At 40.6% G+C, this 15,004-nt stretch carries 13 protein-coding genes; 11 read left to right on the top strand and 2 right to left on the bottom strand.

All coding sequences use genetic code 11. The features are described 5' to 3' along the window. Positions 1 to 47: 47 nt before the first annotated feature. The 7 genes from BTU61_RS03050 to BTU61_RS03080 all read left to right on the top strand — a co-directional run bounded on the left by BTU61_RS03050 (position 48) and on the right by BTU61_RS03080 (position 8,796). Complete coding sequence (locus BTU61_RS03050) at positions 48 to 1,106, top strand: serine hydrolase (RefSeq protein WP_200772280.1); 1,059 nt, start codon at positions 48 to 50, stop codon at positions 1,104 to 1,106. A gap of 337 nt (positions 1,107 to 1,443) precedes the next feature. Then, entirely contained in the window at positions 1,444 to 2,130 is a 687-nt protein-coding gene (locus BTU61_RS03055; protein ID WP_200772281.1) for a Crp/Fnr family transcriptional regulator, read from the top strand. A 253-nt stretch (positions 2,131 to 2,383) separates the two neighbouring features. Next, positions 2,384 to 3,613: an arginine deiminase gene (arcA, locus tag BTU61_RS03060; protein ID WP_200772282.1), complete on the top strand. Its 1,230-nt coding sequence runs from the start codon at positions 2,384 to 2,386 to the stop codon at positions 3,611 to 3,613. Between the two features lie 94 nt (positions 3,614 to 3,707). Beyond that, positions 3,708 to 4,724 (top strand): ornithine carbamoyltransferase, encoded by a 1,017-nt coding sequence (gene argF, locus BTU61_RS03065; protein WP_187539365.1) that lies wholly within the window; start codon positions 3,708 to 3,710, stop codon positions 4,722 to 4,724. Positions 4,725 to 4,800: 76 nt separating this feature from the next. Continuing rightward, positions 4,801 to 5,748 carry a carbamate kinase gene (gene arcC, locus BTU61_RS03070; protein ID WP_200772283.1) on the top strand — a complete coding sequence of 316 codons (948 nt, stop codon included), beginning with the start codon at positions 4,801 to 4,803 and terminating at the stop codon, positions 5,746 to 5,748. A gap of 184 nt (positions 5,749 to 5,932) precedes the next feature. Then, entirely contained in the window at positions 5,933 to 7,444 is a 1,512-nt protein-coding gene (locus BTU61_RS03075) for a YfcC family protein (protein ID WP_200772284.1), read from the top strand. Between the two features lie 17 nt (positions 7,445 to 7,461). Then, positions 7,462 to 8,796 (top strand): M20 family metallopeptidase, encoded by a 1,335-nt coding sequence (locus BTU61_RS03080; protein WP_200772285.1) that lies wholly within the window; start codon positions 7,462 to 7,464, stop codon positions 8,794 to 8,796. 133 nt (positions 8,797 to 8,929) lie between these two features. On the opposite strand, the gene BTU61_RS03085 is transcribed toward BTU61_RS03080, so the two are convergent. Continuing rightward, positions 8,930 to 9,400, bottom strand: coding sequence for an arginine repressor (locus BTU61_RS03085; protein ID WP_187539357.1), 471 nt, complete (start codon positions 9,398 to 9,400; stop codon positions 8,930 to 8,932). 10 nt (positions 9,401 to 9,410) lie between these two features. Beyond that, positions 9,411 to 10,439 (bottom strand): tRNA preQ1(34) S-adenosylmethionine ribosyltransferase-isomerase QueA, encoded by a 1,029-nt coding sequence (queA, locus tag BTU61_RS03090; RefSeq protein ID WP_200772286.1) that lies wholly within the window; start codon positions 10,437 to 10,439, stop codon positions 9,411 to 9,413. A gap of 306 nt (positions 10,440 to 10,745) precedes the next feature. On the opposite strand from queA, the gene BTU61_RS03095 reads away from it, so the two are divergent. The 4 genes from BTU61_RS03095 (at position 10,746) to BTU61_RS03110 (ending at position 14,951) form a co-directional block, all read left to right on the top strand. Next, positions 10,746 to 11,453 carry a glucosamine-6-phosphate deaminase gene (locus BTU61_RS03095; protein WP_200772287.1) on the top strand — a complete coding sequence of 236 codons (708 nt, stop codon included), beginning with the start codon at positions 10,746 to 10,748 and terminating at the stop codon, positions 11,451 to 11,453. 160 nt (positions 11,454 to 11,613) lie between these two features. Beyond that, positions 11,614 to 12,960, top strand: coding sequence for a DUF1958 domain-containing protein (locus BTU61_RS03100; protein WP_200772288.1), 1,347 nt, complete (start codon positions 11,614 to 11,616; stop codon positions 12,958 to 12,960). Positions 12,961 to 13,031: 71 nt separating this feature from the next. Then, positions 13,032 to 14,204: an MFS transporter gene (locus BTU61_RS03105; protein WP_200772289.1), complete on the top strand. Its 1,173-nt coding sequence runs from the start codon at positions 13,032 to 13,034 to the stop codon at positions 14,202 to 14,204. Between the two features lie 357 nt (positions 14,205 to 14,561). After that, positions 14,562 to 14,951 (top strand): hypothetical protein, encoded by a 390-nt coding sequence (locus BTU61_RS03110; protein WP_234700073.1) that lies wholly within the window; start codon positions 14,562 to 14,564, stop codon positions 14,949 to 14,951. Positions 14,952 to 15,004 lie beyond the last annotated feature (53 nt).

The following is a 15,004-nucleotide window of genomic DNA, read 5'->3' on the forward strand; positions in this document are numbered from 1 at the left end:
TGATTGTCCTTGTTATTTTCAGTAGAATCTTTTATAATTAACTTTATATGAAAAAATACGTAAATCTACGCTCGATCATGATTGGGATCAGTATCCTCTTGTGCTTAGGAGGGACTGGAGCACTGGCTTATTTGCATGTGACGGAACCCACAGCATCAGCAATTGAAAAAAAAGAAAAGAAAAGAAAGAAGCCAGATGTGGAGCCCTCAACACCAAAAACCCAAAAACCACGTGTCAAATCTCCTGAAGCCAAGCAAGCAGTAGTAGATGCAGACATGGAAACCATGACTGCTTATGGCCTGGTTTATGATTATGCTCATAAAGGTTTGGTAGAAGTGGTTCAAGATTATCTAGCTGAAAATGGGATTGATCCTTCGCAAGTCGCGTTTACCTATCGTAATGCCATTACAGGCGAGCAGTTTGCAATGAATGATCTTCAACCAATGACTGCAGGAAGTACCTATAAACTTCCCTTGAACATGTTGGTCGTAGATGAGGTTGCAAAGGGAAAACTTAATTTAACAGATCGTTTTGACATTACCAATACCTATTATGAATATGTAGGGGAACATGACAACTATGTTGCAGCCTTTGATGGTGCCATGTCTATCCCTGATATGCAGCGGTATTCACTGGTTTATTCTGAAAATACGCCTGCCTATGCCTTAGCAGATCGTTTGGGTGGTATGGATCAAGCACGCAAATTATTTAGCCGTTATGGCCAATCGCGTTCACCAGAAGTCAAAACCTTTAGTGAAGACAATAAAACAACAACGGATTATTACATCCATGTGTTAGAATATCTTTGGAATCATCAAGAAAAATATGCAGATTTGCTTGAATTGATTGGAGAGTCCTTCCCTGGTGAGTACTATAAGAAATTCTTGCCAGATTTGGTGATTCAACAAAAACCGGGCTATGTTGCCGAGGCACTTAATGTGGATGCCATTGTCCGTGAATCGACCCCTTATTTGGTTGCCATCTATACTGCCGGACTGGGTGGAACGACCCCAGAAAGTTCTGAAATCAGTGGTGTTGGTCTTTATCAATTGGGTCAATTGGCTTATGTTATTAATGAATGGCATCGTGTGAATATGAATGAATAATGCTTTTCGAAAGATAAGAATGTAGCGGGCTAGAGCTCCCACCCTATTCGAAGAATTAAAAAGTCCTCAATGCTTTTCAGTTTTTCAACTTTTACCCCGTGTAATAAATCTGGGAAATGGATTGATTTGCAGGCCATAGGAACCTATTTTGGTGATCATCAACTATTACTTATTAGAGGCTGGGAATGCTTGTCCCGGCCTTTTTCTTTAGATTAAGCACTATTTGGAGACTTGAACTTTGAAAACCAAAATCATTTTTCAGAATTAAAGAGGGTTTTTACCCCTTGAACTCAAAAGTATGCTATACTAACAATAGAAATGAAAAAAGTGAGTAGATATGATTACTAAAGACGATTACCAATTACTTCGCTTGCATCCAGCGTTTGCTAATATCCCAGTGGAGTTCTTTGATAAATTAGCGATTGAAATCTCTAGTCGAACAATCTCTAAAGGACAGGTCCTGTTTTATTCTGGGGATAGACGTGACCGTTTTTTTCTATTAGTAGAGGGATATGCTCGGATCGAACAGTTTGACTCGTCGGATCAATTTTCTTATATGGATTACATAAAAAAAGGTGCCTTACTTCCATTTGGTGGAATTTTTCAGGATGAGCGGTATCATTATACGGCGAGTGCGGTGACAGATTTAAGATGTTTTGTTATTCCTGTGAATTTATATGAAGCTTGTGTACAAGAGAGCAAGGAGCAATTACTGTATATTACAAGAAAACTTTCATCTATTATAGAATTTCAAGAATTGCGCCTTCGAAATGTTGTCACTGCGAGTGCAAAGGAGAGAGTTATTCAGTCCTTAGCGATTCTTTGTAAGGATTATGAAGAGCTAGGAGATAAAATCCCATTTCCAATCAGTATGAAGGAAATAGCAAAGTTGGCAGCAACGACACGGGAAACTGTAAATCAGGTATTAAAAAACTTAGTTGAAAACAAGAAGATCCATTATGAACGGAAACAATTGACTTTCATAGACCCAGACTATTTCTTAAGGAGTTTTGAAGGAGAGTGAGACAAGAAAAAGAAATCTTGTCTGGCTCTTTTTTTATTTTTTCAAAAAAATAAATATTCGTAAAAACAATATTAAAGATAAAATATCCAAAGAAAACGCTTCATATTAACTAAAAAACGGATATTATTCATATAAAAGCAAAATTCTTGGCTTTCAAAAAGTAGAATCCTTTGTGAAAGCGTTACCAAAGGTAGTTATAATTACAAATGAAATAAGCTTTAGAATAAGCACACAGAAAAAAGGAGGATGACAGATGTCAACTAAACCGATTCATGTTTTTTCAGAAATTGGAAAACTGAAAAAAGTAATGTTGCACCGTCCAGGTAAAGAGTTGGAAAACTTGATGCCGGACTATCTTGAACGTCTTCTTTTTGATGATATTCCATTCTTGGAAGATGCACAAAAAGAACACGACAATTTCGCTCAAGCACTTCGTAATGAAGGTGTTGAAGTACTTTATTTGGAACGCTTGGCAGCTGAGTCTTTAATTTCTCCAGAAATTCGGGAACAATTCATCGAAGAATATCTGGATGAAGCAAATATACGTGGACGCCAAACTAAAAATGCTATTCGTAAATTACTTCATAGCATTGAGGACAATCTGGAATTAGTTGAAAAAACAATGGCAGGTTTCCAAAAAGCTGAACTTCCAGAAATTCCAGAAGCTGATAAAGGCTTGACAGACTTGGTCGAATCTGACTACCCATTTGCTATCGATCCAATGCCTAACCTCTACTTCACGCGCGACCCATTTGCTACTATGGGTAATGCTGTATCATTGAACCACATGTATGCTGATACACGTAACCGTGAAACGTTGTATGGTAAATATATCTTCAAATACCACCCAGTTTACGGTGGAAATGTAGAACTTGTCTACAACCGTGAAGAAGATACTCGTATCGAAGGTGGAGATGAGTTGGTTCTTTCTAAAGATGTATTGGCAGTTGGTATCTCACAACGGACAGATGCTGCATCTATTGAAAAATTGTTGGTAAACATCTTCCAGAAGAACGTTGGCTTCAAGAAAGTATTGGCCTTCGAATTTGCGAACAACCGTAAATTCATGCACTTGGATACAGTATTCACAATGGTGGACTACGATAAATTCACTATCCACCCAGAAATTCAAGGTGATCTTCGCGTCTTTTCAGTAACTTTTGAAAATGAACAATTGAAGATTGTTGAAGAAAAAGGTGATTTGGCAGAATTATTAGCTGCAAACCTTGGTGTGGAAAAAGTGACTCTCATTCCATGTGGAAATGGCAATGCCGTTGCAGCTGCACGTGAACAATGGAACGATGGATCTAATACTCTTACAATCGCACCTGGTGTGGTAGTAGTATATGACCGTAACACTGTTACGAACAAGAAACTAGAAGAATATGGACTTCGTTTGATCAAGATCCGCGGAAGTGAATTGGTTCGTGGTCGTGGTGGACCTCGTTGTATGTCTATGCCATTTGAACGTGAAGAAATCTAATTATCCTTTTACCTGATAGCAGGTTCGTTTCCTGACTAGCTTGCTCTGAGGGTAACTAGGATTTCAATATTAAAAGTAAAAAAGGAGATCATAAATGACAACTTCAGTATTCCAAGGACGTAGCTTCTTGGCAGAAAAAGACTTTACACGCGCAGAGTTAGAATACCTTATCGGACTTTCAGCTCACTTGAAAGATCTTAAAAAACGCAACATCCAACACCACTATCTTGCTGGTAAAAATATTGCGCTTTTGTTTGAAAAAACTTCAACTCGTACTCGTGCAGCCTTCACTACTGCAGCCATCGACCTTGGTGCTCACCCAGAATACCTTGGTGCAAACGACATCCAACTTGGTAAAAAAGAATCTACAGAAGATACTGCAAAAGTTCTTGGACGTATGTTTGATGGGATTGAATTCCGTGGATTCAGCCAACGCATGGTTGAAGAATTGGCAGAATTCTCAGGTGTTCCTGTATGGAATGGTTTGACTGACGAATGGCACCCAACTCAAATGCTTGCAGACTACTTGACTGTTCAAGAAAACTTTGGACGCCTTGAAGGTTTGACACTTGTATACTGTGGTGACGGACGTAATAACGTTGCAAACAGCCTTCTTGTAACAGGTGCTATCCTTGGTGTGAACGTACACATCTTCTCACCAAAAGAACTCTTCCCAGAAAAAGAAATTGTTGAATTGGCAGAAGGATTTGCAAAAGAAAGTGGCGCTCATATCTTGATCACTGAAGATGCTGACGAAGCTGTGAAAGGTGCTGACGTACTTTACACTGACGTTTGGGTATCTATGGGTGAAGAAGACAAATTTGCAGAACGCGTTGCCCTTTTGAAACCATACCAAGTCAATATGGAATTGGTTAAGAAAGCTAACAATGAAAACTTGATCTTCTTGCATTGCTTGCCAGCTTTCCACGACACAAACACAGTTTATGGTAAAGATGTTGCTGAAAAATTCGGCGTAGAAGAAATGGAAGTTACTGATGAAGTGTTCCGCAGCAAATATGCTCGTCACTTTGACCAAGCTGAAAACCGGATGCATACCATCAAAGCGGTTATGGCAGCTACTCTTGGTAACTTGTACATTCCAAAAGTTTAAAAAAATATAATAAACAGTAATAGGGGCTGGACTGATAGCTACAGTCCAGCTCCTATTTTTTAGAAAGGGTAATCCTATGTCAAGAAAAATCGTAGTCGCTTTGGGTGGCAATGCAATTTTATCATCTGATCCCTCTGCGAAGGCTCAACAAGAAGCATTATCGGAAACAGCAAAACACTTAGTAAAACTCATTAAAAATGGAGATGGGTTAATCATCACACACGGGAATGGTCCTCAAGTAGGGAATCTCTTGTTGCAACAGTTAGCAGCAAATTCTGAAAAGAACCCTGCCTTTCCGCTAGATTCATTGGTAGCAATGACAGAAGGAAGTATTGGTTACTGGCTTCAAAATGCTCTTCAAAATGCTCTTCTTGAAGAAGGAATAAAAAAAGATGTAGCTTCTGTTGTAACGCAAGTTTTAGTTGATAAACAGGATCCAGCTTTTGAGAACCTCACAAAACCAATCGGTCCGTTTTACACTGAAGAAGAAGCAAAAGCTGAAGCTGAAAAAACTGGAGCAACTTTCAAAGAGGATTCAGGTCGCGGATGGCGCAAAGTAGTTGCATCACCAAAACCAGTTGGAATTAAAGAAATTAATACGATTCGTGCACTCATCGATAATGGACAAATCGTAGTAGCAGCTGGAGGTGGCGGTATCCCAGTTGTACAAGAAGAAGATGGACGGTTGTCTGGTGTAGAAGCGGTCATTGATAAAGACTTTGCTTCAGAACGTTTAGCCGAATTGGTAGAAGCAGATCTTTTCATTGTTTTGACAGGTGTCGATTATGTTTTTGTAAACTACAACAAACCAAATCAAGAAAAATTAGAACATGTCTCTGTTGAACAATTGGAAGAATATATCCAACAGAATCAATTTGCACCTGGAAGTATGTTACCAAAAGTAGAAGCAGCTATTGATTTTGTAAATAGCTCACCTCATGGAAAAGCTGTTATTACTTCTCTTGAAAATCTTGAAGCTTTGGTCGAAAGTGAAAGCGGTACCATTATCCAAAAGAATTTATAAAAATATTGGATAAAGTTTTACCGATTTAAATCTTGATTTCACTGGTTTCTGTTTTTTAAAAAATAATTAAGAACATCTAGTGTTTTTACCTTTAATATGGTAAAATAAATCCATAAGTAAGCGTTTTACAAGGATTCTACTTGTAAAATCTCACTCACATTTTGTTGCGTTAGGAGGAAGACAAATGAGTGAAAAAACGAAAAAAGGATTTAAGATGCCTTCATCTTTTTCCGTATTGTTAATCATCATTGCCATTATGGCAGTGTTAACTTGGATCATTCCAGCTGGTCAATACAAAGTTGATAAAGCTGGCGCCATCATCGCAGGTAGTTATGAATCTGTGAAACAAAATCCTCAAGGGATCTGGGATGTGTTGATGGCACCTATCAATGCCATGCTCGGTAAAGCGCCAACCAATGCAGCGATTGACGTAGCCTTCTTCATCTTGATGGTCGGTGGATTCCTTGGTGTTGTGAACGAAACAGGTACCCTTGATGTAGGGATTGCTTCAATCGTTCGTAAATACAAGGGTCGCGAAAAAATGTTGATCTTGATCTTGATGCCTTTGTTTGCTCTTGGTGGAACAACCTATGGTATGGGTGAAGAAACGATGGCCTTCTATCCACTTCTTGTTCCTGTTATGATGTCAGTTGGATTTGACAGTTTGACAGGGGTTGCGATTGTACTTCTAGGTTCTCAAATCGGATGTTTGGCTTCTACATTGAATCCATTTGCAACAGTTATTGCATCGGATACAGCTGGTATCTCAAGTGCATCAGGATTGTTGCTCCGTGTGATTTTCTGGGTAGTCTTGACTGCTCTTAGTACCTACTATGTCTACCGTTATGCAGACAAGGTTCAAAAGAATCCTACAGCATCCTTAACCTATGCAACTCGTGAAGAAGATTTGAAATATTTCAATGTGGAAAAGGGTGAAGAAATCCCTTCACAAATGAACAAGAAACAAAAACGTGTCTTGCTTGTATTTGTTTCGACCTTTGTCATCATGGTTGCTGGATTTATTCCGTTCAAAGATTTGGGAATCAAATTCTTTGAAAGCTTTAATGAATCCCTTCATAAGATTCCTTATCTTGGTCAATTAATCGGTAACACAGATGCTCTTGGAACTTGGTACTTCCCTCAAACAGCTATGCTCTTTGCCTTCATGGGAATCCTTGTAGGTATCATTTATGGCTTGAAAGAAGATAAAATTATTTCATCCTTCATGAATGGTGCAGCTGACCTCTTGAGTGTTGCGCTCATCGTAGCAGTAGCCCGTGGTATCCAAGTCATCATGAACGATGGTATGATCACTGCGACAATCCTTCACTGGGGTGAAGAAGGACTTAAAGGTCTTTCATCTCAATTGTTCATTGTCTTGACTTACATTTTCTACTTGCCAATGTCATTCTTGATCCCATCATCATCTGGTCTTGCCAGCGCAACAATGGGTATCATGGCACCTCTTGGTAAATTCGTCAATGTACCAGGTAGCTTGATTGTCACAGCTTACCAATCTGCATCTGGTGTCTTGAACTTGATCGCACCAACTTCAGGTATCGTAATGGGAGCTCTTGCTCTTGGACGTGTTGACTTGAGTGCATGGTGGAAATTCATGGGTAAATTGGTCGTAGCGATTGTTGTGATCACCATTGCCCTTCTTCTACTAGGAACTGTGGTTCCATTCTTGCAATAGAATAAAGTAGGTGTTTCATGAAAAAAAGAATTAAGGACGATGTGAAAGAGCAGTTTTTAAACTCTCTTCAAACCATCATTTCTTACCCTTCTGTGTTAAATGAAGGGGAAAATGGAACACCGTTTGGACAAGCTATCCAAGATGTCCTAGAAAAAACCTTAGAGCTTGCTCGAGAACTAGGTTTTCAAACATATGTAGATCCTGAAGGACACTATGGATATGCAGAGATCGGTCAGGGGGAAGAACTCCTGGCCGTTCTTTGTCACTTGGATGTTGTTCCAGCCGGTGATCTAAAAGATTGGCAAACGCCACCCTTTGAAGCGACTGTTGTCGGTGACTATCTAGTAGGTCGTGGTGTGCAGGATGATAAGGGGCCCTCACTCGCTGCTCTTTATGCAGTCAAGAGTTTATTGGATGAAGGTGTCCAGTTTACCAAACGGATTCGTTTTATTTTTGGGACAGATGAGGAAACCTTGTGGCGATGTATGAATCGCTACAACCAAATTGAAGAACAAGCAGATCTAGGATTTGCACCGGATTCCTCTTTTCCATTAACCTATGCTGAAAAAGGTTTGTTACAAGTGAAACTGCGTGGTCCAGGTTGGGATGATCTTCCTTTACAGGCTGGTCAAGCTCTCAACGTCGTCCCAGATAAGGCAACCTATGCTGGTCATCGGATAGAAGAATTGCTCCCTGTTTTGGAGCAAAGTGGAGTTCAATATAGTCAAACAGACCATTCGGTAACAGTTATGGGAGTGTCCAAGCATTCTAAAGATGCAGCTGAAGGAGTCAATGCCATTGTTGGTTTAGCAGAAAGCCTATCTCTGATTCAGCCCCATCCAGCCTTGCTCTTTATTGCAGATGCTGTTGGAGAAGACGCGACAGGAGCTGCCCTCTTTGGTGAAATTAAAGATGAACCAAGTGGGGATCTTTCCTTTAACCTTGCAACCCTTGTCATCGATCAAGAGGAATCCGAAATCGGGATTGATATTCGGATTCCAGTCCTAGTAGACAAGGAGGCTTTAGTGGCTTGTCTGCAAGAAATTGCGGCTAGCTATCAGTTGGAGTATGAAGAATTTGACTATTTAGTTCCTTTATATGTTCCGTTAGACAGTCCTTTAGTCAGCTCTTTGATGGCTGTCTACCAGGAAGAAACTGGGGATAGGACGCCGGCCATGTCTTCAGGCGGTGCGACATTTGCTCGTACGATGGAAAACTGTGTTGCTTTCGGAGCACTATTCCCAGGTGCAGAACAGACCGAGCATCAAGCCAATGAACGAGCAAAAATTGAAGATCTCTACGCTGCGATGGAAATCTATCGAGAAGCTATTCAGCGTTTAGCGACAACATAAAAAAGAGGCCGGGACAAAAGTCCTAGCCTCTCAATTGTCTTTGGATTGTCGAGCAAGGCGCAGTGGTTGAGAGGGTTCTACTACGCTGATTTCATTAGCTTTTACAACCCTACTCAACTGTCCCACTCTCTTTTTATTTACTAAAGAAGAAAGGGGGAGTGAATTCTTTTAATTTTTCAAAGCAATCCAAAGCTCCTTGGTTGTCTTCGCAAATGACCAAACAGACGTCATCCCCACAGATGGTGGCTACGATTTGGGACAATTCCAAGGCATCTAAGATCGCTCCGAATGATTGAGCGAGCCCTGGAAGAGTTTTCACAACCACTTGGTTTTGGACAGGTCGTAGCATAATCAAGGCGTCTTCCATGTACATCCGCAGGCGTTTTTCCCAACGGGAAGGTGCAATGGTGTTCATGGTATAGTAGGAAGTATTTCCTTCATTAATTTTTAACAAGTTGAGAGATTTGACATCTCGTGAAAGGGTTGATTGGGTTACAATAATGCCGTTGGCTTCAAGAGCTTCTTGAAGTTCTTGCTGGGTATGAATTCTACGCTCAGAAATGATGGAACGAATCAATCGGTGGCGACTTTCAATTTTATTCATACGATCTCCTTTACTTAATAAACATGGCGTCCCCAAAGCTGAAGAAACGGTAACGTTCTTGAATGGCGTGGTGATAGGCTTCCAGGGTTAATTCACGTCCAGCAAAGGCAGAGACCAACATAACCAGAGTCGATTTTGGAAGGTGGAAGTTGGTTGAAAACGCATCGACCACTTTCCATTCATAACCCGGCTTAATGAAGATATTGGTCCATCCTGAATCAGCTTGAATATCTCCATTAAATTTATTCCCAATCGTTTCAAGTGTTCGGATAGAAGTCGTCCCGACAGCTACAATGCGTTTTCCGGCAGCTTTTACTTGACGAAGCGTAGCGGCGGCCTCTTCCGAAAGTTGGTAAAATTCTGAGTGCATTTCATGGTCTTCGAGATTGTCCACTGACACTGGACGGAAGGTCCCTAATCCGACGTGAAGAGTCAAGTAGACCAGATGAACGCCTTTGGCTTCTATTTTTTGGAGCAATTCCTTAGTGAAATGAAGCCCTGCTGTTGGGGCAGCAGCTGAACCATTTTCTTTGGCGTAAACTGTTTGGTAGCGTTCGCGGTCGGCCAACTTTTCGTGAATATAAGGAGGAAGTGGCATTTCGCCAAGGCTTTCCAAGACTTCTAAGAAGATCCCTTGGTAGTGGAAGCGAACAATGCGGCCTCCGTGCTCCAATTCTTCTTCTACAGTTGCCGTTAAGCGACCATCTCCAAAGTTTACGGTCGCACCCACTTTTAATCGTTTGGCAGGTTTTGCTAAAACTTCCCAAAAATCATCTTGTGTATTTTTCAAGAGAAGGAATTCAACGTGACCACCTGTTTCCGGTTTGACTCCATGAAGACGAGCTGGAAGCACGCGTGTATTGTTCATGACGAGGGCATCTCCTGGTTCTAATTCATCCAAAATCGCATCGAAATGCCGATCTTGAAATTGACCTGTTTTTCGATCTAGAATCAAAAGTCTCGAGGCATCACGTTTTTCAAGTGGGGTTTGGGCAATGAGTTCTTCAGGCAAATCAAAATCAAAATCGTTTGTGTTCATTTGCGCTCCTTTTATAATAATGCTGTGAGTAGGTAAATGGCAGTTCCCAAAGATAAAAGCATGAGGCAACTTCCAATCAAAAAGACCAGCGTCTTGAGAATCTTTCTTTCATGAATCAAAAAAGATAAAAGAAAAACAAGCAGTCCGATCAAAAAAATAATCAATAATACGTCTACAATCATACTCTTCATTATAACACGAATTGAGTTGAAAATAAAAAAATGACTAGAAAAGATAGCGGTTTCACTTGACAAAAATTGGTCTATACCATATAATGAAAGTAAAGAAAAACAGGAGGTCTCTCTGATGAAAATTATAGAAGTTACAGACCAAATCGAAGGTGGAAAAGTTGCCTTTGACATCTTAAAAGAAACCATACAGAAGGGTGCGAAAACACTGGGCCTTGCGACTGGAAGTAGTCCCCTTGAATTTTATAAACAAATTCGTGAGAGTGATTTGAACCTTTCCAATCTAACCAGTGTCAATCTCGATGAGTATGTAGGTCTAACAGGAGATGATCCTCAATCGTATCGTTATTTCATGGAGAAAAATCTCTTTGATGCCAAACCGTTCAAAGAAAGCTATCTCCCATCAGGTGTAGAAGAAACAGCCGATCAGGAAGTTAAAAGCTACAATCAAATCCTGCAAGAACATCCGGTAGATCTTCAGATCTTAGGGATTGGACGCAATGGGCATATCGGTTTTAATGAGCCAGGAACTCCTTTTGATAGTCAGACTCACCTCGTTCAGTTAGATGCCTCTACGATTGAAGCCAATTCTCGCTTTTTTGATAAGATCGAAGATGTGCCAACCCAGGCGATCTCGATGGGGATAGCCAATATCTTAGCCGCAAAATCGATTATCCTATTTGCCTATGGGGAATCAAAAGCACGAGCGATCAAAGGTACGGTAGAAGGAGAAAAGTCTGAAGAAGTGCCAGCTAGTGCCCTTCAAGGCCATCCTGATGTGACGATTATTGCAGATAAGGAAGCCTTGAGCTTGTTAAGTCGTTAAATGACGGGACCTATCGCTGATTTTTCAGGGGTGATAGGTTTTTTAATACTTCAAAGTATGATACAATACAAGTAAGAATTGATTGAAGCGTGCTCTTTTCAGCTACTGGGAGACAAGGTGAAGGAGCTTATGCTGATGAGCCTGAGAGAAGGAAAAGTTTATGATCAAGAAATATTTAATCCCTATTTGCCTCCTTCTGTGTATGGTATGCCAGCCAGTACTAGTGAGTGCGGATGAATTGGTGGATATGGCGCAAAAAATGTATCCAAACGACCATGTCCAAGCGATCAATCGTCCGCATTCCTCCCTTATTATTGATGGTAACACGGGAAATGTTCTCTGGAAAGATAATATCGATGAAGTTAGAGATCCTGCCAGCATGAGTAAGCTTATGACGCTTTATCTCTTGTTTGAAGATATGGCCAAGGGCAAGATCAGTAAGGACGCGGTGGTCACAGCAACAGCATCAGACCAAGCTATTGGAAAGATTTATGAAATCTCCAACAATAATATTGTTGCTGGAGTTGATTATACGATTCCTGAATTGATCACGATGACGGTGGTTCCATCGTCTAACGTGTCGACGCTTATGTTGGCCAATCTCCTATCCAATAACGATCCGGATGCTTTCATCGATCGTATGAATGCCAAAGCCAAGGAATTAGGGATGACCAATACGGTCTGGAATAACCCAAGCGGGGCAGCTATTTCAACCTTGCAAGGATACTATCAGGTAGGCACTTATCCGAATGATGCGGCCAACAAAACAACGGCGCGTGATTTGGGAATTTTGGTTTATCATTTTATTCATGAATACCCAGATATTTTAACTTATACTAATCAAGCCCAGGTCACGGTTAAAAAAGGGACTCCTTATGAGGAGACCTTTGATACCTATAATTATTCCTTACCAGGGGCGAAGTATGCCCTGAAAGGGGTGGATGGTTTAAAAACCGGATCGAGCCCTCGTGGAGCCTTTAACTACATCGCAACGATTAAACGGGGTGATCAACGTTTAATTGCTGTGATTATGGGAGTAGGGGATTGGGCAGACCAAGATGGGGAATACTACCGTCATCCATTTGGCAATGCGTTGATCGAAAAAGCTTATAAAGAATTTGGCTATAAAAAACTGTTAGATGCAGGTGTCCATCAGCTTGATGGCAAGACTTATACGCTTGAAAAACCATTTTATGCGACCGTAAAAAAAGGAGCCAAGGAGCCGACACTTGCAGTAAAAGATGGGTATTTAACGGTGGATAATGATCTCTATACCTTGTCTGAAAGTATCCGAGATGATATGAAGGTAGTGGAAGGTACCAAGCCAGAACTGGTCAAAGAAACAGCCAGTGGGAAGAATACGGCCTCTAAAAAAACAAGATGGCTTTCGTTGGACCACTTCATGATTTTGATCCCCATTGTGATTCTAGTAGTCATTCTCCTCATTGAAAAACAAAGTCGCGAGAAACGCACAAGAGATACCCAAAGGCGCTATCATAAAGAATAGATAGAAACTCAACTGCTACTCAGTTGGGTTTTGTCATTGTTTCATCCATACTGATGTAGAAAAGGATTCTAATGAAAAAATTTCGTAATACCTATGCAGCTTATTTGCTGCTCTATAGTTTTTATTTCATGTCTACCTCCCTTTTTACGACCTTGATTTCGGTCTACTTGATGGGAAAACACTATAATGCCAGTCAAGTCTCTACCTTGGTTTCGGTTGCCTTTTTCTTATCCATGATCGCTCAACCATTCTTTGGCTATATCAATGAGCGGTTTGGAATCGTAAAAATGACGACCCTCAGTCTGAGTGCCATCCTTGGTGGAGTTTTAGGCTTTCTTTGGGCTCCCAATCTCTTTTGGCTGACCGTCTTTTATGGGATCGTTCTGGTCTGTTTAAATGGGACTGCCCCTATGATGGAAGTCTTTGCGACGCAAAGTGCCTACGCTTTTGGAAAGATCCGTGTATGGGGCACGATTGGTTACTCCCTTGGTGTACAAATCGCTGGCTGGGTTTATCATCAGTTTAGCCCTCAAGCAGTCTATTATACGGTGTTGCTGACCATTGTTTTGAGTATTTTCTGTTTAAGTGCAGTCCGTATGGGGAATAGTAAGAAAAGAGAGGAAAAAGTCAAAGAACCCGTTTCTCTTCGTCCCCTGCTGCACAATAGACCTTACCTCTTCTTTATTATTTTGATTGGTCTTGCTTCAGGAGTTGGAAACATTGGTCATACCTATATTCAAAACCTCTTGATGGATAATGGGCTCTCTGTACAGACAGCTGCAACAATCGTAGCTATCTCGGTTGTCGTCGAAGCCCCTTTGATCTTTTTCTCTGATCGGTTTATGGATAACTGGCCCCTACGCGTTTTAATTGCTCTTCCGATGGGAATTTTATGTGCTCAATATGCTATCTATGCTCTCCCAAGCCCTATTCTTTTAAAGGTCCTGGTAACTCTTTTAGCCAAGCATACGACGGGCATGGTCTTGATTATGGTATCCTTGCGTTTTATTGCCCAACAGGTGAAGGGGAAAGACTTGGTTCTTGCTATGGCTATTGTACAGGGGGCGCGCTACCTAGGTACGATTCTATTACAACCACTGGCTGCACACTTTATTGAATACGGCGGCTATCAACTTATGAGCTTCTTTTTAGCAGGAGTAGTAGGAATCGTTTTTGTAATGACCTTTGTCTTAAAAATGCCCCAAGGGAAGGTTCGTAGTCTATTTAGTGGGACTGTCGAATAAAACACGATAGAGGAGGATTCGGATTCAACTAGCAGTTGGACAGAATGGCGGATGCTACAGTGTTTGGTCTAACTATTTTACTATTAGTAAGAACTAGTGATTAATTTGACGGTCAAAGTATTTCTTGTTACAATAATAAATATCAAAATTAAAGGAGACCATTTTATGAAGAAAATGATCTTATCGACTGCCGCACTTTTGACTCTTGTCTCGCTTGCTGCTTGTTCAAACAAGTAAGAAACAAAGAAGGAAGCTTCCAGTAGTCAAACAACTTCAAAAGTCACCAGTAAGTCTTCTGGCACTTCAAAAAGTAAGAACACGGCAACAGATTCTGAAGAAGGATCTGCTTCAGGTGTTGTGACAGATGATGACATCAGTAAGGCAAAGATAGTTGGCGACTTCAAAAAGCTGTTTGCAAAATTAATGGATCAAACGGTTTCTCTTACGGAAGAAGCAGGTACTTCTGTGACAGGTGTTGATAAAGAGTCCTATGATGCAACAGTTAGCGCTTTGAAACAAGAAATGGAAAATCAAAAAGAAGTCTTTAACGAAGCATTGGAAAACATTGGTTCAGATAGTACTGTCGTTCCCAAAGAAGACCGTGAAGATTTGATCGATATCATAATAGATGCGAAAAAACAGTTGGAAGATTCTCGAAAACAAATGGAAGATTTGAAAAAAGAATTAAGCAAATCTCCTGTCGCAGATGATTCTAGTGATGATTCAGATTCAGATTCTGACGAATAAGACGAATAATGTGAAGAAGAGAGTGGGACATAAATCGGTCATTCGTTAGAATT

The organism is Streptococcus lactarius, assembly GCF_016642265.1.
GTDB lineage: Bacteria > Bacillota > Bacilli > Lactobacillales > Streptococcaceae > Streptococcus > Streptococcus lactarius.

What these genes read in the sequence shown, in the direction of transcription:
- BTU61_RS03050 (WP_200772280.1), top strand. Translation starts at nt 48, where the DNA reads ATGAAAAAATACGTAAATCTACGCTCGATCATGATTGGGATCAGTATC.
- BTU61_RS03055 (WP_200772281.1), top strand. Translation starts at nt 1,444, where the DNA reads ATGATTACTAAAGACGATTACCAATTACTTCGCTTGCATCCAGCGTTT.
- arcA (WP_200772282.1), top strand. Translation starts at nt 2,384, where the DNA reads ATGTCAACTAAACCGATTCATGTTTTTTCAGAAATTGGAAAACTGAAA.
- argF (WP_187539365.1), top strand. Translation starts at nt 3,708, where the DNA reads ATGACAACTTCAGTATTCCAAGGACGTAGCTTCTTGGCAGAAAAAGAC.
- arcC (WP_200772283.1), top strand. Translation starts at nt 4,801, where the DNA reads ATGTCAAGAAAAATCGTAGTCGCTTTGGGTGGCAATGCAATTTTATCA.
- BTU61_RS03075 (WP_200772284.1), top strand. Translation starts at nt 5,933, where the DNA reads ATGAGTGAAAAAACGAAAAAAGGATTTAAGATGCCTTCATCTTTTTCC.
- BTU61_RS03080 (WP_200772285.1), top strand. Translation starts at nt 7,462, where the DNA reads ATGAAAAAAAGAATTAAGGACGATGTGAAAGAGCAGTTTTTAAACTCT.
- BTU61_RS03085 (WP_187539357.1), bottom strand. Translation starts at nt 9,400, where the DNA reads ATGAATAAAATTGAAAGTCGCCACCGATTGATTCGTTCCATCATTTCT.
- queA (WP_200772286.1), bottom strand. Translation starts at nt 10,439, where the DNA reads ATGAACACAAACGATTTTGATTTTGATTTGCCTGAAGAACTCATTGCC.
- BTU61_RS03095 (WP_200772287.1), top strand. Translation starts at nt 10,746, where the DNA reads ATGAAAATTATAGAAGTTACAGACCAAATCGAAGGTGGAAAAGTTGCC.
- BTU61_RS03100 (WP_200772288.1), top strand. Translation starts at nt 11,614, where the DNA reads ATGATCAAGAAATATTTAATCCCTATTTGCCTCCTTCTGTGTATGGTA.
- BTU61_RS03105 (WP_200772289.1), top strand. Translation starts at nt 13,032, where the DNA reads ATGAAAAAATTTCGTAATACCTATGCAGCTTATTTGCTGCTCTATAGT.